At 35.0% G+C, this 16,474-nt stretch carries 18 protein-coding genes; 13 read left to right on the top strand and 5 right to left on the bottom strand.

Annotated elements, in window-relative coordinates:
- Positions 1 to 56: 56 nt before the first annotated feature.
- The 8 genes from ASE40_RS16220 (at position 57) to ASE40_RS16185 (ending at position 7,961) form a co-directional block, all read left to right on the top strand.
- Positions 57 to 1,283: a glycosyl hydrolase family 8 gene (locus tag ASE40_RS16220; protein ID WP_241774384.1), complete on the top strand. Its 1,227-nt coding sequence runs from the start codon at positions 57 to 59 to the stop codon at positions 1,281 to 1,283.
- A 27-nt stretch (positions 1,284 to 1,310) separates the two neighbouring features.
- On the top strand, positions 1,311 to 2,432 hold the full coding sequence (locus tag ASE40_RS16215; protein WP_057118140.1) for an alpha/beta hydrolase-fold protein: 1,122 nt from the start codon (positions 1,311 to 1,313) through the stop codon (positions 2,430 to 2,432).
- 282 nt (positions 2,433 to 2,714) lie between these two features.
- Positions 2,715 to 3,095 carry a PleD family two-component system response regulator gene (locus tag ASE40_RS16210; RefSeq protein ID WP_057118138.1) on the top strand — a complete coding sequence of 127 codons (381 nt, stop codon included), beginning with the start codon at positions 2,715 to 2,717 and terminating at the stop codon, positions 3,093 to 3,095.
- Between the two features lie 499 nt (positions 3,096 to 3,594).
- Positions 3,595 to 4,635 carry an alpha/beta fold hydrolase gene (locus tag ASE40_RS16205; RefSeq protein ID WP_057118136.1) on the top strand — a complete coding sequence of 347 codons (1,041 nt, stop codon included), beginning with the start codon at positions 3,595 to 3,597 and terminating at the stop codon, positions 4,633 to 4,635.
- Positions 4,636 to 4,695: 60 nt separating this feature from the next.
- On the top strand, positions 4,696 to 5,106 hold the full coding sequence (locus tag ASE40_RS16200) for an organic hydroperoxide resistance protein (RefSeq protein ID WP_057118135.1): 411 nt from the start codon (positions 4,696 to 4,698) through the stop codon (positions 5,104 to 5,106).
- A gap of 53 nt (positions 5,107 to 5,159) precedes the next feature.
- Positions 5,160 to 5,927, top strand: a complete 768-nt coding sequence (locus ASE40_RS16195; protein WP_057118133.1) for a DUF1223 domain-containing protein — start codon at positions 5,160 to 5,162, stop codon at positions 5,925 to 5,927.
- A 269-nt stretch (positions 5,928 to 6,196) separates the two neighbouring features.
- Entirely contained in the window at positions 6,197 to 7,213 is a 1,017-nt protein-coding gene (locus ASE40_RS16190) for a sensor histidine kinase (RefSeq protein ID WP_057119789.1), read from the top strand.
- Positions 7,194 to 7,961, top strand: coding sequence for a LytR/AlgR family response regulator transcription factor (locus ASE40_RS16185; RefSeq protein ID WP_057118131.1), 768 nt, complete (start codon positions 7,194 to 7,196; stop codon positions 7,959 to 7,961). The genes ASE40_RS16190 and ASE40_RS16185 overlap by 20 nt, the downstream gene beginning before the upstream one ends.
- Positions 7,962 to 8,151: 190 nt before the next feature.
- Here ASE40_RS16185 and ASE40_RS16180 read toward each other — a convergent pair whose 3' ends face one another.
- The 5 genes from ASE40_RS16180 to ASE40_RS16165 all read right to left on the bottom strand — a co-directional run bounded on the left by ASE40_RS16180 (position 8,152) and on the right by ASE40_RS16165 (position 11,596).
- Positions 8,152 to 8,967 carry a helix-turn-helix domain-containing protein gene (locus ASE40_RS16180; RefSeq protein WP_057118129.1) on the bottom strand — a complete coding sequence of 272 codons (816 nt, stop codon included), beginning with the start codon at positions 8,965 to 8,967 and terminating at the stop codon, positions 8,152 to 8,154.
- Positions 8,968 to 9,030: 63 nt separating this feature from the next.
- Entirely contained in the window at positions 9,031 to 9,555 is a 525-nt protein-coding gene (locus ASE40_RS22515; RefSeq protein WP_262487382.1) for an SDR family NAD(P)-dependent oxidoreductase, read from the bottom strand.
- Entirely contained in the window at positions 9,483 to 9,917 is a 435-nt protein-coding gene (locus ASE40_RS22510) for an SDR family NAD(P)-dependent oxidoreductase (protein ID WP_262487381.1), read from the bottom strand. Before ASE40_RS22510 ends, ASE40_RS22515 begins: the two co-directional genes overlap by 73 nt.
- A 155-nt stretch (positions 9,918 to 10,072) precedes the next feature.
- A complete protein-coding gene (locus ASE40_RS16170; RefSeq protein WP_057118127.1) occupies positions 10,073 to 10,468 on the bottom strand; it encodes a DoxX family protein in 396 nt (131 codons plus the stop codon).
- 165 nt (positions 10,469 to 10,633) lie between these two features.
- Positions 10,634 to 11,596, bottom strand: coding sequence for an AraC family transcriptional regulator (locus ASE40_RS16165; protein WP_057118126.1), 963 nt, complete (start codon positions 11,594 to 11,596; stop codon positions 10,634 to 10,636).
- A 98-nt stretch (positions 11,597 to 11,694) separates the two neighbouring features.
- On the opposite strand from ASE40_RS16165, the gene ASE40_RS16160 reads away from it, so the two are divergent.
- The 5 genes from ASE40_RS16160 to ASE40_RS16140 all read left to right on the top strand — a co-directional run bounded on the left by ASE40_RS16160 (position 11,695) and on the right by ASE40_RS16140 (position 16,180).
- Positions 11,695 to 12,993, top strand: a complete 1,299-nt coding sequence (locus tag ASE40_RS16160) for an amidohydrolase family protein (protein ID WP_057118124.1) — start codon at positions 11,695 to 11,697, stop codon at positions 12,991 to 12,993.
- Between the two features lie 163 nt (positions 12,994 to 13,156).
- Entirely contained in the window at positions 13,157 to 13,564 is a 408-nt protein-coding gene (locus ASE40_RS16155; protein ID WP_057118122.1) for a cupin domain-containing protein, read from the top strand.
- A 236-nt stretch (positions 13,565 to 13,800) separates the two neighbouring features.
- Positions 13,801 to 14,718, top strand: a complete 918-nt coding sequence (locus ASE40_RS16150) for an alpha/beta fold hydrolase (protein WP_057118121.1) — start codon at positions 13,801 to 13,803, stop codon at positions 14,716 to 14,718.
- Positions 14,719 to 14,798: 80 nt separating this feature from the next.
- The gene (locus ASE40_RS16145) at positions 14,799 to 15,311 is read left to right on the top strand and encodes a RidA family protein (protein WP_057118119.1); all 513 of its coding nucleotides are present in this window, start codon (positions 14,799 to 14,801) and stop codon (positions 15,309 to 15,311) included.
- Positions 15,312 to 15,589: 278 nt separating this feature from the next.
- Positions 15,590 to 16,180: a TetR/AcrR family transcriptional regulator gene (locus tag ASE40_RS16140; RefSeq protein ID WP_057118118.1), complete on the top strand. Its 591-nt coding sequence runs from the start codon at positions 15,590 to 15,592 to the stop codon at positions 16,178 to 16,180.
- The last annotated feature ends 294 nt before the right edge of the window (positions 16,181 to 16,474 follow it).

Here is a 16,474-nt window from a genome sequence, read left to right as displayed (position 1 = left end):
AAAAAAACTCAAGCAGGTCTGTAATTAAAATTTCGTTTTTTTTGATGATCGTCATCATGACAACACCCATTCGAGTTACTGCACAGGAAAAAAAGAAGACGGAAAAAACACAATCCGAAAGACCGCAATATAGAAATCTCTTTAAGGAAGCAGGTTACAGCCAAGACGAAATAGACAAGAAAGTAGCCAAAGCCTATTATGATATATTCGAAGGGCCAAACAAAGCATATTTTGAAGAAGGAGAAACTTTAGGATATGTTTCTGATGTTAAAAATAAAGATGCCCGTACAGAAGGAATGTCATACGGAATGATGGTTGCCGTTCAGCTCAATAAAAAAGATGTTTTTGATCGTTTATGGAGGTGGTCTGTAAAATACATGCAGCATCAAGAAGGACCAAGAGAAGGATATTTTGCTTGGAGTGTAGATCCAAAGACCAAAAAACAAAATTCTCCCGGCTCTGCCTCAGACGGGGAATTGTATTTTATAACCAGTCTGCTTTTTGCTTCTAATAAATGGGGTAACTATACAGGAATAAATTACTATAAAGAAGCCAGAAGAATTTTAGATGCCATGTGGAAAAAAGATGGTACAGCGAATGTTCATAATATTATAAATATTGAGCACAAACAAATTTCCTTTGTGCCAGAAGGAGGAGGTTACAACTGGACAGATCCTTCTTATCATGTTCCTGCATTTTATGAAATATGGGCATTGTATGCTAAAGACGGTCATGAGCAGTTTTATAAAGAATGCGCCGATGTTTCGCGTAATTTTTTACATAAAGCCTGTCATCCTGTGACGGGGCTAAATTCAGATTATACAGAATTTAATGGAGAACCGCATCCGACACCTTGGATGCCTCCTGGATTCCGTTATGATTCTTGGCGAGTTCCTATGAACATTGCCATGGATTATACTTGGTACGGAAAAGATAAAGAATGGCAGGAAGACTATGCGAAGCGTTTTCAAAATTTTCTTAGATCTAAAGGATTAGACAAGTATGAAGATCAGTTTAATCTTGATGGTTCTACTCCCGATTTTATTCTTCAAGCCGGCCCTGTTAAAAAACTCAGACATTCAATTGGTTTAGTAGGAACCGCCGCTGCAGCATCATTAGTAAATAAAGATAAAGCAAGTATGGATTTTGTTCATGCTGTCTGGAATGCCAAACTTGAACCTTATGAAGACGGTTATTTTGATCCCTATTATGATGGATTAATGTATCTCTTCAGTTTAATGCATCTTAGCGGGAACTACCAGATTATAACTTCAAAGAGTTAATTAGAATTTAAACTTAAAAGTAAAGATATGAAACAATTAGCAGGTGTTATAATATGGATATTTGTTTTGATAGGCGCTGCAGGTTTTGCACAGACAAACCCAGCTTCTGTTATCGAAGATTTTAAACCATCAACAATAAATCAGCCTGGGCAGGAATACCCAAAAGTCAATTCTCAAGGTTATGCACGATTTCAAATTTTAGCTCCCGAGGCTAAATCAGTTGTAGTAAGCCTTGGGTTAGGAGGAGCAAAAGGAGGAACGGTTCTAACAAAAGATCAGGATGGTTACTGGAGAGGCACCACGGCAGGTGCAATGGATGAAGGGTTTCATTATTATCATGTAACTGTTGACGGTGGAATTTTTAATGATCCAGGTGCACTTAACTTTTTTGGATCTACCCGTTGGGAAAGTGGTATAGAAATACCAGCGCATGATGAGGATTTTTATGCATTGAAAGATGTTCCTCACGGAAATGTACAGCAGATTCTTTTCCCTTCAAAAAGCACCAATACCTCACGTAGAGCTTTTGTTTACACACCACCTGGGTATAATAAAGATAAAAACATCAAATATCCTGTTTTGTATTTACAGCACGGATGGGGAGAAGACGAAACGGCTTGGAGCAATCAGGGACGTGTAAATTTAATTATGGATAATTTGATTGCTGAAGGTAAAATAAAGCCATTTATTATCGTCATGGCATATGGCATGACAAATGATGTTAAATACGGAGGTCTGGCTAGTTTCAAGATAGAACCGTTTCAGACTGTTCTTGTAGAAGAGTTAATTCCTTATATTGACTCAAATTTCAGTACAGTTCCTAATCAGGCCAATCGTGCCATGGCTGGTTTGTCGATGGGTGGAATGGAAACACATTCTATTACCCTTAATAGGCCTGAAGTTTTTTCTCAATATGCACTTCTAAGTGGAGGTATTTATAAGCCAGAAGAGATTAAAGATAAATCAAAAGTAAAGCTGGTTTTTATAAGCTGTGGAAGTCGAGAAAGACCAGAGAATGTAGAAACTGCTGTAAAAACTTTGAAAGAGGCGGGATTCAATGCGGTCTCTTATGTTTCAGAAAATACAGGACACGAATTTTTGACTTGGCGCAGAAGCTTCCATAAATTAGCACCGCTTTTATTTAAGTAAATCGAATTTTTCAGCTCAGTGCTGGGGTTCTCATATTCATTATCATTAATAGTATATAATATTTCTTTTAAGTGTTTTTATCTTATTTTGAACAGTGAAGTACGGAAAAATAGCTCAGGTTGATTGTTTAGTACAAGGATTAGACAAAAACCTGAGTATTTTTTTTATTCTTGTATCAAAAGGGAGTTTTTTGTGTCTTCTTTGTCTTTTAATTAAAAATAATCTTATATTTAAGGTTATTATTAACTGTTGTCAAGATTATAGATTATTAAATTAGATTATATGTTAAGAAAAGAGATATTTCTTGTGGATGATGATGATGACGATATTACCAATTTTATGGATGCCATCAGCTCTCTGAATAAAGAAGTGAACTGCCGCACTGCGGGCAATCCTATAAAAGCGCTTTCAGAACTCAATTCTACTGATAAACTTCCTGATTTGATATTACTGGATTATAATATGCCTTTTATAAATGGGCTGGAATTTATACGCCGTCTACGCAGTTATGACAGGCTGGCAAATATTGAAGTGGTAATGTTTTCAACACCAGATGAGCATATTATGATTCCCTGGCTTTTAAAAAACGATACGATCGTAAAATATATTTCAAAGCCTGATACATTTGAGGAACTAAAATCAGTCCTTGATGAAATATTATAGGCAGTTCTCTGGTGAAGTTCTTTTGTTATAACTAATTTGTTTATAGCATTGTACAGGTGTGCTTTTTAATTGTACGTGACTTCATTATCTATGTGAAAAAACACATACCGCCATTCAAATCTTGGCAGATATGGATTATAAATTTCACAAATCATTACTATTAACGATGTGATTTTTTCGAGACAGAATCAATAAGTCAGTTTTGTACTCATAACTGATTTCAATAACTTTTGTTTTCTTCTTGATGCTTATTGCGTTGCATATCCTTATGGCAATGCTTTTTTAGAGCTTTCTTTTTCCTTTTTAATCATTTAGTTTTTTTCTTAAATCAGCCTGCACCTGCAGGTTATTTTTTTATATAGAATTTTCAAATTTAAGCCTGTCCATTTCACGCCCTAGTTTGTCCGTTTGGGATATTTTCTGATTTTAAAAGCGGAACTGCAGCCATACTTTTGGCTAATAAATTAACTAATAGGTAAATGATTAAAACATCAGGATTATGAAAACAATATCAAAAATCACCAACCGTATAACAGCTTTAACTTCTAAGGTATTTTTAATTACTGCTCTTTTTTTAAGCTTTAATGCTGTCAATGCACAATCAGAAAACCAGAAACCAAATGCAGTAACAATAAGTCCTGCTTTGGGAACATTAAAACAAGTTAATGCTGGTTTATTAAACGTAGGCTATACTGAAGCTGGGCCTTCCAACGGAACTACTGTAATACTGCTCCACGGCTGGCCTTATGATATTCACAGTTATAAGGAAGTGGTTCCTATTTTAGCAGCAAAAGGCTATAGAGTAATCACTCCATATTTAAGGGGATCTGGAACTACGACATTCCTTTCGAAAGATACTTTTAGAAACGGACAGCAAGCGGCATTAGCAACTGATATTATTGCTTTGATGGATGCGCTTAAAATTGATAAAGCCATTATTGGAGGTTTTGATTGGGGAGCTAGGACAGCGGTTGTTATGGCGGCACTTTGGCCTGAACGTTTACAAGGATTAGTTTCTGTCAGCGGTTATTTGGTTGTAAATCTTGAAGCTAATTTAAAACCGCTGCCTCCAAAAGCAGAATTAGGATGGTGGTATCAATATTACTTTGCAACAGAAAGAGGAAAATTAGGATACACTCAAAATACCTACGAGTTTAATAAACAAATCTGGCAGATAGCCTCGCCATTATGGAAGTTCGATAAAGCGACTTACGATCAAACGGCGCAGTCTTTTGATAATCCGGACCACGTAGCAATCGTTATTCATAATTACAGATGGAGACAATCACTTGAAGCGGGAGAATCTAAATACGATAGTTTAGAAAAACGTTTGGCCGCAAGACCTGCAATTAAAGTACCTACTATTACAATAGGAAGCGATTTTGACGGTGCTTTCGCCGATGGAAAAGCGTACGCAGACAAATTCAAAGGAAAATATGAACACAGAATCCTCAAAGGCATCGGACATAATGTTCCTCAAGAAGATCCACAGGCATTTGCAAAAGCAATTATAGACGTCGATAATTTAAGTAAAAAATAAATAAAGTAAAAAGCAAGCAGAACATACAATTAACATTTCACAACACACAATTAAAAAATTATGGAAACAAAAATTTTATACACAGGCAGGACACACACGACCGGCGGCCGCGAAGGAGCATCACAAAGTTCAGATGAACAATTGAATATTAAACTTAGTTCTCCAGGTTCTTCACGTTCTGGGACAAATCCGGAACAACTTTTGGCGGCAGGCTGGTCAGCATGTTTTATTGGTGCAATGGGAATTGCCGCCTCAAAGTTAAATATTAAACTTCCGTCGGATACTTCGGTAGATGCTGAAGTAGACTTGTGCGTGGCAGAAGGCGCGTATTCTCTTCAGGCAAGATTGAATATTAGTCTGCCAGGTCTAGATCCTCACACAGCAAGAAAAGTAGCGGATGAAGCACATCAGACCTGTCCTTACTCTAAAGCAGTAAGAGGAAATATTAATGTTGAAATTAATATCCTTTAAACATTTAAAATCAAAGTCTCTTCGAATGAGGCTTATTATAGTCAATTTACATCATGAAAAAGATACAATTATTACCAGTTTTCATCACATTGATGCTTTTAATAGGAATGGCTGTGTTAGGGCAAAATCCAGATAAAAGAGCAGAGAAAGGTTTTGCTTTATTAGAATTATACACTTCTGAAGGCTGCTCAAGCTGTCCGCCCGCAGATGAACTGATGGGAAGAATCCAAAGTGAATATAGAAACCATGAGGTTTATATTTTGGCTTATCATGTCGATTATTGGGACAGGCAAGGATGGAAAGATGTCTTTAGCAATTCAGCTTATACCAAAAGGCAGTACGATTATGCAAAATTTCTGGGAAAAGAACCAATTTATACACCACAGCTGGTTGTAAACGGAAAAACTGATTATATTGCTTCGCAGGAAACTATTGTTAGAAACGGAATCAAGTCTGCACTTTCAAAACCTGCTGCTGTCAAATTATTTCTCGAAGGTACCCAGGCCAATAATAATCTTAAAGTAAATTACAATATAGAAGGCGTTTTTAAAAATAGCAGCTTATTACTTGCAATTGTTCAGAAAACAGCTAAAAGCAATGTAAAAAGAGGGGAGAATGCTAACCGCATTCTATCGCATTATCAAATTGTTCGTCATTTACAGTCGTCAGCTTTAAAAGATAAAGAAGGAATAGTATGGATTCATCTGCCAAAAAAAATTAATACAAAAGATTTTGAAGTGATTGGTTTTATTCAGGACAATAATACAGGAAGTGTTATGGGAGCATCACGAGCTGTGTTACAACAATCTCCGATTTTATGAAAACAGTTTTTTTAAGCTTATCCTGTTGCAGTAAAATGCCGGAAGAAAAACGTACCAAAAGTTTTAAGCGTAATAAAAGTGATCTTATTATAAAAGAAAATATCATGTTGTTAATGCAGGAGAATAAGGCACTTTGGCTTTGAAATTTGAACTTACTAAAGATAAAATCGGAACAGAAATATTTTGTTCCGATTTTTTTAGGGATTAAAAAATACTTTCAAAATATCCTATCTTTGACAAAGCGAGATCTAAAAACACATAAAAAATATATGGAAAAAGTAAAAAACTTTCACGTTTCCCGAAAGGTGATTTGGGGAAGTTCTATAGCATTGGCGGTTCTTGCTTCGATACCAAAGTTATTTGACGCTGGATCAACTCCTGGAGATATTGTCATCAATTCTTCGATTACCTTAATGTTCTCTATATTTATTTGGTATTATAATATTTACAGCCTTCCAAAATTCTCGTCGCAGCGTACCAATAAAAGTTTGTTTAACTGGAAACTTTTACTAAGTGTGATATTGGGGATTCTAATTATGGTCATCCTGGTAATTGGGCATCAGGAACTTTTTCAGATTTCTAAAATGGATGCTCCAATCATGTTTGAATTGCGGGGCGTATTAATTAATCTGATTGTTTATATGTTTCTGCATCTGCTTTTTCAAAACTATCAGACCCAGAAGATGGGACTGGAATTAGAACGCACGCATGCTGTTAATCTAGGAGCGCAGTACGAATTACTGAAACAGCAGGTAAATCCCCATTTTTTATTTAATAGCCTCAATACGCTGAAATCTATGGTAGAAATTCAGGATCCGCAGAGTGCTGACTTTATTTTAAAATTATCTGATTTTTACCGTTTTACACTCGAAAGCCGAAAGTTAGATTTAATACCCTTAAAAGAAGAACTTCAAATTTTAGATTCTTATGTGTTTCTGCTCAAAGCGCGTTTTGAAGATGGATTTGTTCTGATAAATGAAGTGGATCAAAAACAATACGAGTCTGTAGTTCCCCCTTTTACTGTTCAGTTATTAATAGAAAACTGCATCAAACATAACGTGGTTTCCCTTGAAAAACCATTGCGAATCAGGTTATACTCAGAGAACGATTTTTTAGTTATTGAAAATCCAATACAGCTCAAAAGAGGTGTTTTGTCAACAGGTGTTGGTCTGGATAACATCAATAATCGACTTATGCATTTAATTCATAAGGAAATTCAAATTGATAAAACCGAAACTATATTTAAAGTAAAAATACCAATGATCTATGACTATCATAATAATTGAAGATGAGGTAAAAACAGCCAAAGCGCTTGGGCAGCTTATTCTGAGCATCAGACCTGATACTCAAATTTTGTCGTATATACAGAGCATAGACGGTGCCGTGAGCTATCTGTCAGAAAATGATCAGCCAGATCTTATTTTCATGGATATTCAGCTGGCAGATGGTCTGTGTTTTGAAATTTTCAAAAATGTAGAGGTTGTATCACCAGTAATATTCTGCACCGCATTTGATGACTATGCAATTGAGGCATTTAAGTCAAACGGAATTGACTACGTATTGAAACCATTTTCAAGAGAAAGTATTGCACAGGCTATTAAGAAAGCAGCAGAACTGAAGAATTTCTTCCAAAGAAATAAAAAGATGATACCAGATTTCGAGTATTTATTGACACGAACTGGCGAGAATAAAGGGAAAAGCAGTTTTTTGGTTTTTAAAAATAATAAATACCAAACAGTTTTAACCGAGAATATTGCTTTGTTTTATATTAAAAATGAAACTCCAACCATCATGTGTTTTGATAAAACTGAATATCAAATTACACAATCATTAGATGAGGTTCATAAGCTGTTATCGCCCATACAATTCTTCAGGATCAACAGGCAGTATTTGGTGAATTTTGCAGCAATTAGAGAGGCAGAACATTATTTCTCTCGTAAGTTAATTATCAAATTAACCATTCCAACAGAAGAAAAATTGTTGGTAGGAAAAGAGAAAGCAACCGCCTTTTTGAACTGGCTGGAAAATAGGTAAAGATTAGTTTTTTTGTTTCATGTTTCATGTTTTGAAACTCCGGATTAAGTTTCAAGTTTCAGTCCCGAAACCTCTGGCTCAGGTTGCCAAACGGGCAAAAAGAAAGATTATATAGATATCCGGACGACATGTCTTGTAAACCAGAACTTTAGACATAAAACGTGAAACCTGAAACCCAAAACAAAAAAAATTAAAAGACCTTCGAAGGAGATAATCCATATTGTTTCTTAAAGGCAAATGAAAAATGGGACAGGTCTTCAAAACCTACTTCAAGATAGACTTCAGTTGGGGTTTTTCCTTTTTCTTTTATCAGATAATAAGCCTGCTGTAATCTTTTTTGTAATAACCAACGGCTTGGAGAAACTTCAAAAATACGCTGAAAGTCACGTTTAAAAGTGGCCAAGCTTCTACCAGTTAGGTAGGCAAAACGGTCTAACTGTACATTAAAATGAAAATTCTTTTTCATGAAAGCTTCCAAATCAATTTTTCCTGGCTCATTAAAATCAAATAAAATATCTTTGAGTTCGGGTTTACATTGCAATAAAATGGTAATAGCTTCATTTACTTTTAAAGTTTGAAGTTCTTCTGTAATTAATTGATCTTCGTTGATATAGGGAATCAAAGATCCCATTAAACTTTTAAGCAGTGGAGTTTCTTCTAATTGAAAAACAGTTTCTGTTTCAGGACTTTTAATTAAACTGGTCTTTTGATTGTGTTTTATTGAGAAATCACGCAATGCTTCCTGATTCAAATAAATTGAAATGGATTGAAATGCAGCATTAGGATCAGGCTGTTTATTGAATTTTATAAGCTGATTCCTTTTGATAAATCGAAAATCACCCGGTTTGAAAATATATTCTCTGATGCCGTTGTTTAAAGTAAGTATTCCTGAAATCTGAAAACTTAAAACATGTTCTGCAGCAAATTGTTCACCTTCGCGATTTTGGGTATAATAGCACGAATAAGCAATTGCTGGTGTTTTCTGATTTATTTTTGAATCGTTCATATTACAAATTTATAAAAAATGGTCAGCAATATTTAGTACTGACCATTACAGAATGTATTTAAATTATTCTTTTTTAGTATTATTGGTATACCATTTTCCTTGTGCGGTATCAAAAAAGCTTCCTGCTTCATCATGATCTGTTGATATACTAACATTCATCCAATTTTCCATTTCTTCTGTTCGCTTTTGGTCAGCATTTTTTAATATACCAATTGCTTCACTACCTAGTACCAAGTGTACAGGAGGGTTTGGATGAGACGCTAAATCCACCATCACTTTGGCTGCTTTTTCGGGATCACCAACAGCAACAAATTGTCCTCCTTTGAAAAAATCAGTACGTTGTTTTACCATTTCGTAGCCTTCTATTTCAGTTGCGTAAGACATAGAAGCGCCAGCCCAATCAGTACGGAAACCGCCTGGTTCGACACTAGTTAACAATATTCCTAACGAAGAAACTTCTTTGGCCAAAGCTTCGGTAAAGCCGCTTAGACCAAATTTTGCCGCCTGATACATCGTTAGGCCTGGATTACCAACGCGTCCGCCAATAGAACTGATTTGTAAAATCCTTCCTGAACCCTGTTTGCGCATATAAGGAAGGACGGCACGCGTAATCTCAATTGGGGCATATAAATAGTTTCTAACTGACTGCGGACCTGCTCACTGGTATAAGCTTCGGCAGCCCCGATAATTCCGAATCCTGCATTGTTTACCAAGACGTCAATTCTTCCAAAATGTTCTGCAGCCGTTTTAACCGCACTATACACTTGTTCATAGTTAGTAACATCTAAGGCTACCGGAAAGATTTGATCTTTGTAAAGAGCTTTCAAATCATTTAACTGATCGATATCGCGGGCCGTTGCCACAACTTTATCACCGCTTTTTAAAACTGCTTCTGTAAGATTACGTCCTAATCCTCTTGAGCTTCCTGTAATAAACCATGTTTTATTCATTGTAATTGTATTTAAATGTTCAGTACAAAATTACGGCAGAAGCAGGGATGAGTATTTTGTTAAAAAGCTCAAATTTATTTGTTAGAAAGCTCATAATTCTATAACGAAAAAGCCTGAGATAATCTCAGGCTTTACTATTCCAATAAATACTAAATCTATTCAGTTTTATGGGTAATGTAGTGAACAGTGTATAATTTTCTAAACATTAAATAAGTTATGCTTACCATTATAAAAGCAATAACAGCGTCAGTTACTGCAGAAAAGCCTAGTACTGCGAGTTTTGAAAAAAACGCAAAAGTTATATCAAAGAAAATACCCGCAAAGACCCATTCTTTCAACCGCAGTAACTTATTTGGAATTAATAATACGATAACTCCTGCGGCTTTAAACACACCAAGCAGGTAGATGAAATGTTCTGGATATCCCAATTGCTGTGTAATTCCCCAAACAATAGGATTTGTAGTAAGTTCGAAAAAACCGCTGGCTCCAAACCATAAAGAAGTTAAGATAACACCTGTCCAGTAAATAATTTTTGTTGTTTTTGCATTCATGATTTTAAAATTTTAAGCTGTTAAACAGGGCAAATTTGCATCAGAACGCTCTCATTAGATAATCATAAGTAATTGAAGTGGACAATTTCGATGTTTAAATAGACAATTTAGAGGCTAATTTTATTTAAAGCTTTACAATTTGATCGAAATAGTCATCATTGCTCTTTAATTTTGTTTGATTTTTTGGAACGATTTTGGCTTGGTTCCAATATGGTCCTCAAAAACCTTGGCAAAGTGACTTAAATTAGAAAACCCCATCTTAAAGCCAACCTCTGACACAGTCATTTTATTTTCTTTTAGCAATCGTGCTGCTTCTTTCATTCGGAATTTTTGGTAATAGCTAAACAAACTGTCCCCAAAAATTTGTTTAAATAGTCTTTTAAACTTTGATTCGCTCATTCCTACTTCTGATGCCAGTTGTTTTATAACGGGAGGCGCAGCAATGTTGTTCAAGATTGTATCTCGCACTTTATAAATTTTTTGAACATCTATTTGATTTAGTGCATGTGTAGTTGGATTTTCTCTTTTAAAAAGTTCTTTTAAAGTCAGACAGATTAATTCCTCGGCTTTAATTTTAAAAAAGAAATCATTGAGGGAAGCTGGAATGTCAGCCTGAATAATTTCCATAGCCACCTGCTCAATTTTTGGCGAAAGCAGCTCTTCAAATAAGATCGACTGTTCGCTGGTAATAATATTTCTGAAAATTTCATTGTCAATATTCACTCCTAGAGTTTTGGCTAATTTATCGGAATCAATTCCAATAAAAATAGAGTTGAATTTAGTTCTACCCGGATAGAATGTTTCAATATTAAGTTTTCCCTTAAAAATCTGAATTGAAGGAAGATTTCCTGAATATTTGTTTTTTGAATCGGTATCTGGAAAAATATTATTAAAAGAAAATAGTATTCTATTCAGTGTATTTTGACCTCCTAGTCTTTTCGCAACCACATTGTCATTAAACTCATAAAAAGTTACAAGCATATTTATGGAATTGTCTAATCTAAATCCTCTTAGATAGCCTTTCCCTTTATTTTCGGGTATTACTAATATTCCATTTTTTACCTCTGTACCTAATAAATCCGCAAAACCCGCTAAAAAACCGAATTCTTCCTTTAAGTGTAATTTCATTAGAATGACCTTTTAGAGCTATTATTGTGTCAAATGTAGTTATTTTAATCCTTATTGACTAGATAACTTTGCCTAAAAATTAATTTAAATAATTCAAAATGACTAATATTAAAACTAAAGCCATCAGCAATGTAAATGTGTTTGATGGCAAAAATGTAATTGGTATAAAAACAGTTGTCTTTAGTGACGGTGTAATTACTTCCATTCTAAATGACTTACCAGAAGACATAAGTGAGGTTATTGACGGATCAGGCTGTACTCTGCTGCCTGGTTTAATAGATGCCCATGTGCATACCTCCGTAGAATTCTTAAAAGATGCATTAAAATTCGGTATCACTACCGAATTAGAAATGATGGGAGGATTTACCAGTAAAGGACGTGAAACCCAACTAAAAGGAGTTACAGGTGCTGCCGATGTGCGTTCTGCCGGTATGGGTCTAACAGCTCCCGGCGGTCATCCAGACGAGCTTATTCCTAAAGGTGATGGTATTCCGGAATTCGTGTTAAAAGAAATGGAGAAAATGAGTGAAGAAGAAAAGGCCATTTTTTTAGCTGCTCACCAAGCTCAAAAGGAAGAAGAAGAAATAGGTGCCGATGTTACCTCAATTAGCGGAGCAATAGATTTTGTTCATCGTCAGGTAAATAATGGTGCAGATTATTTTAAAATAATGATTGAGGAAGGAACTGTAATGAATGCACCGGGTTTACCTGTCATTGAAACTCCGGTATTAAAAGCAGCAGTTGATGAAGCTCATAAATTAGATAAGATTGCAATAGCCCACGTTTTAACGGCAGAAGCGGCCAAAACAGCGGTCGAAATTGGTGTCGACGGCTTGGCACATCTATTTATTGACAGACCAGATTGGACCAAAGAACTCATTGAAGCTATTGCGGCCAAGGGAATTTTCGTAACACCTTGTCTGGTATTAAATTCATCGATTATAGGTAATTCTGCCTGTCATGTTGCGCATGATGAAAGAGTTGAGAAAAAATTAAATGAAGACTGGAAAATGACCATGTGTTCTTGTTTCAATACTTTTCCCGAAGGCAATATGAAAGATAACTTTGACAACGTGAGGGATTTACGAGACGCAGGAGTAGATATACTTGTTGGAACAGATGTATCTGTACCGATGCCCCATTTGGGCGGACTTGCACATGGTGTGAGTGTTCATCATGAAATGCAGCTGTTAGTAGAAGCGGGATTAAGCCCCATTGAGGCATTAAGAGCAGCCACATCAGTACCATCTAAAAGATTTAATTTATTAGACAGAGGATCAATTGCTGAGGGATTGAGAGCAGATTTGCTTTTAGTTAAAGGTGATCCTACTATTAATATTTCTGATTCTCTATCTATAGTGGGAATATGGAAGGAAGGTGAGTCTTATCACAGCTAAATCGACAAAATTTTATAATCCATAATAATTATAACTCCACTTTTGTCCACTTCATTTCTCACTTTGTCCATTTGGGGTATATTATCATTTCAATGCCAGTAAAGCCTTGGTACTTTTGACAAGAATATTAACAAAAACAACAAATTAATTAAAACGATTAAACATGAAAACTTTAAATTTTGCATCAACTACAGTTTCTGCCCTTAGCCTTTTAGCATTGATTATTGCCAATACTGTTTCTGCCCAGCAATCAGGAATAAAACGTACTGATTTGCAGCGTTACGATCTTAGTGTACCAGGATATGAAACAGTTCAGGCACGCATCGATTTTGATGCTCATACTGCTTTTGGAAAGCATTCTCACCCCGGAGAGGAAGTTATTTATGTTCTTGATGGCGTATTGGAATATGAAGTCGAAGGTCAGTCTCCTGTTACTTTAAAGGCCGGAGAAGTACTTTTTATCCCTGCTGGCGTAGTTCACTCTGCAAGAAATAACAGTCATGCAAAAGCTTCGGAACTGGCAACATATATAGTGGAAAAAGGAAAACCTGTCTTGGTATTGAAAAAGTAAACTATACTGAAAATCTATTATAAGATAAATTAGTGATTCATTCCTGCTTAAAAAAGATTGAATCATATGGAAACTCTAAATGAATTGAAGTTCTGATTAAACAAGATTATAAATAAAATTTATACATACTAAAAATTATTAATTTGTTTTATAATCATAGAATTATCAATTTTGTCCTGTCAATAAGAAATGACAGAGATAAATAAAAATTTTAAATAAATTAAAACCTAAAAGAAATGAAAACCAATTTAAAAACAATCGTAACAACAAGCTTCGCCATTTTTTTATTAGCTGTATCAACAGTATTTGCTCAAAGTCAAAGAAAACCGGCAAGTTTAGGAAGAGAAGAATATATTGAAGTAGAGAAAAATGTAAAACTGCATGTAACGGATTTAGGAGAAGGAAAACCAGTAGTACTGATTCACGGATGGCCATTAAGTGATGCTATGTATGAATACCAATATGCAGAACTTATCCAGAAAGGATATCGCGTTATCGGAATTACTTTAAGAGGTTTTGGATTATCAGACAAACCGGGGGGTGCGTACAACTATGATGTTTATGCAGATGATATCAAAGTAATCCTAGACAAACTTAAAATTGAAGGAGCAACAATCGGCGGATTCTCTATGGGAGGCGCAACAGTGATTCATTATGTAGCCAAATACAATGCAGCCCACGTTTCAAAACTGGCTTTGTTTGGTGCAGCGGCTCCATTATGGACAAAAAGAGCAGATTTTAACTACGGTTTCTGGACAAAAGAAGATGTAAACGGTCTTATTGCCCTTAATAATACTAACAGACCACAATTGTTTGAGAATTTCGGAAAAATATTCCCAGCCAATGAAACAAGCGTATCTGCAGGACAAGGTGCATGGTTAGGAACTATTCAGGCACAGGCATCTCCATATGCAATGGGAGAATCTATGAAAGCACTTCGTGATACAGATTTAAGAGAAGATTTGAAAAAAATAAAAATACCAACTCTTATACTTCACGGAACACAGGACAAAATTTGTTCTTACGAATTAGCTGAACAAATGCACAAATCAATTGCCAATTCAACTTTGGTTCCATTCGAGAAAAGCGGTCATGCCTTGTTTATCGAAGAGCTTCCAAAATTTAATGCTGAATTGATCAAATTCATAAAATAATAAGATAAATAAAAACAAAAATTAGGAAAGTCGTCTTTTAAAGATGACTTTCTTTTTTAGATAATTATAAGAAGGAAATAATGAAAAATATAGTAACACTTGCATTAGTACTATTGAGTTTTAATTTGTTAGCACAAACTCCAGAGCAAAAGATAAGTCAATTAGGAATTCAATTGCCGCAAATACCAGAATCATTAGGAAGTTATGTGGATATGGTAAAAGTTGGAAACGTGGTTTTCCTGTCGGGAAGAGGACCGCTTAAAGCAGACGGGAAATACATTGCTGGAAAAGTCGGGAGCAGTCTCACCACCGAAGAAGGTTATCAGGCCGCCAGGCTGACAGCCATAAATCAGCTGGCGGTACTTAAACGTGCTTTTGGAAGTCTGAACAAAATAAAACGCATAGTAAAAGTAAATGGTTATGTAAATACCGCGGAGTCTTTTACTGACCAATCAAAAGTAATGAATGGTTTTTCTGATTTATTAATTGAAGTGTTTGGCGAGAAGGGCAGGCATGCGCGTACTTCTGTGGGTGTATATACACTTCCGCAAAACATGGTAATTGAAGCAGAAATGATTGTTGAAATGGAATAACTGTCCGGTATTGTTTTATCATATCATATTTGCCATCGAAGCTTTTTTCTTAAATCGTCTTGGATAATTTATTTAAGGTAAAAACAGACAGTCTTAGCTTTTTGCCAAACAGTGTTATGAATTCACTTTAATAATGTGTCATAAAAATATAGATTAGTTATATGGTATTTTTTCATAGAGGTGATTCATAGTTAGGCTAAAATTCAAAAGAATAAATTATTATAATTTCGTGTATGAAATATACTTTTTAGTATATTTGCTGTCTAATTAATTTCAAAATGATGACTAAGGCCGAAAAAACAAAACAATTCATATTAGAAACCGCGGTTCCTCTTTATAATGAAAAGGGCATTTCGGGAGTTAACATTGATGATGTTCTTGAGGCGACCAAGCTTACCAAAGGATGTTTATATGGTCATTTTGAAAATAAAGAAGATTTGTCGGACCAAGTAATTGACTTATCTCTTAAGATGGTTTCTGATAGAATAAGAGCTGCTGTTTACGGCTCAAAGACAATGAAGGGCAAAATACATGCCTTTTTAGATTTTTATAAAAACCCTATTGATACCTATATTTCAGGCGGATGCCCGATATTTAATACTGCAGTAGAGGCAGATGATAATTATCCCTTTATAAGAGAAAAAGTGGCTAAAGTATTTAAAAAAGGTCAACAGGAATTAACCGCTCTGCTTCAAGAAGGAATTAATAACGGAGAATTTTCTGCTAAACTAGATCCCGTTGTTTTTGCTTTTAAATTGGTAGCTTCTGTTGAAGGGGGAATCGTAATGTGCAGAGTTATGCAGACTGCAAAACCAATGCAGGGTTTGGTAAAAAGTCTAAAGTCTGAATTAGAACAATACGTCATCTAATTTTTTTTAGTATGAAATAAACTAAAAAGTATAATTTAAAATAGACTTTTTAGTTTATTTTAAACAAAACAATCTGTTGATCAGAGAACCAAAAACATAAAATTACTTTAAATAATTATGAAATAAAAAAACAGCAAATACAATATTTATAAGCGGCGGAAGTGACCGAATAAGATTCGCAATTGCAAACAAAAAACTAAACCCAAAGCAGTTAGTAAAAGCTCTTATTTCTGGAATCAAAAAGAGCAATTTACTATTCGTGTTGGTAATTCTAAATTATTATTGTTAGCAGGT

The sequence above is a fragment of the Flavobacterium sp. Root935 genome (genome assembly GCF_001429295.1).
Taxonomy (GTDB): Bacteria; Bacteroidota; Bacteroidia; order Flavobacteriales; family Flavobacteriaceae; genus Flavobacterium.
This window is presented reverse-complemented; position numbering and strand designations above follow the sequence as displayed.

Bases quoted from the DNA above. Each gene is read 5' to 3' on its own strand.
- ASE40_RS22515 (WP_262487382.1), bottom strand. From the start codon at position 9,555: ATGCGCAAACAGGGTTCAGGAAGGATTTTACAAATCAGTTCTATTGGC.
- ASE40_RS16180 (WP_057118129.1), bottom strand. From the start codon at position 8,967: ATGAACGATTCAAAAATAAATCAGAAAACACCAGCAATTGCTTATTCG.
- ASE40_RS16205 (WP_057118136.1), top strand. From the start codon at position 3,595: ATGAAAACAATATCAAAAATCACCAACCGTATAACAGCTTTAACTTCT.
- ASE40_RS16195 (WP_057118133.1), top strand. From the start codon at position 5,160: ATGAAAAAGATACAATTATTACCAGTTTTCATCACATTGATGCTTTTA.
- ASE40_RS16200 (WP_057118135.1), top strand. From the start codon at position 4,696: ATGGAAACAAAAATTTTATACACAGGCAGGACACACACGACCGGCGGC.
- ASE40_RS16140 (WP_057118118.1), top strand. From the start codon at position 15,590: ATGATGACTAAGGCCGAAAAAACAAAACAATTCATATTAGAAACCGCG.
- ASE40_RS16220 (WP_241774384.1), top strand. From the start codon at position 57: ATGACAACACCCATTCGAGTTACTGCACAGGAAAAAAAGAAGACGGAA.
- ASE40_RS16210 (WP_057118138.1), top strand. From the start codon at position 2,715: ATGTTAAGAAAAGAGATATTTCTTGTGGATGATGATGATGACGATATT.
- ASE40_RS16215 (WP_057118140.1), top strand. From the start codon at position 1,311: ATGAAACAATTAGCAGGTGTTATAATATGGATATTTGTTTTGATAGGC.
- ASE40_RS16145 (WP_057118119.1), top strand. From the start codon at position 14,799: ATGAAAAATATAGTAACACTTGCATTAGTACTATTGAGTTTTAATTTG.
- ASE40_RS16155 (WP_057118122.1), top strand. From the start codon at position 13,157: ATGAAAACTTTAAATTTTGCATCAACTACAGTTTCTGCCCTTAGCCTT.
- ASE40_RS16185 (WP_057118131.1), top strand. From the start codon at position 7,194: ATGACTATCATAATAATTGAAGATGAGGTAAAAACAGCCAAAGCGCTT.
- ASE40_RS16165 (WP_057118126.1), bottom strand. From the start codon at position 11,596: ATGAAATTACACTTAAAGGAAGAATTCGGTTTTTTAGCGGGTTTTGCG.
- ASE40_RS16190 (WP_057119789.1), top strand. From the start codon at position 6,197: ATGGAAAAAGTAAAAAACTTTCACGTTTCCCGAAAGGTGATTTGGGGA.
- ASE40_RS22510 (WP_262487381.1), bottom strand. From the start codon at position 9,917: ATGAATAAAACATGGTTTATTACAGGAAGCTCAAGAGGATTAGGACGT.
- ASE40_RS16160 (WP_057118124.1), top strand. From the start codon at position 11,695: ATGACTAATATTAAAACTAAAGCCATCAGCAATGTAAATGTGTTTGAT.
- ASE40_RS16170 (WP_057118127.1), bottom strand. From the start codon at position 10,468: ATGAATGCAAAAACAACAAAAATTATTTACTGGACAGGTGTTATCTTA.
- ASE40_RS16150 (WP_057118121.1), top strand. From the start codon at position 13,801: ATGAAAACCAATTTAAAAACAATCGTAACAACAAGCTTCGCCATTTTT.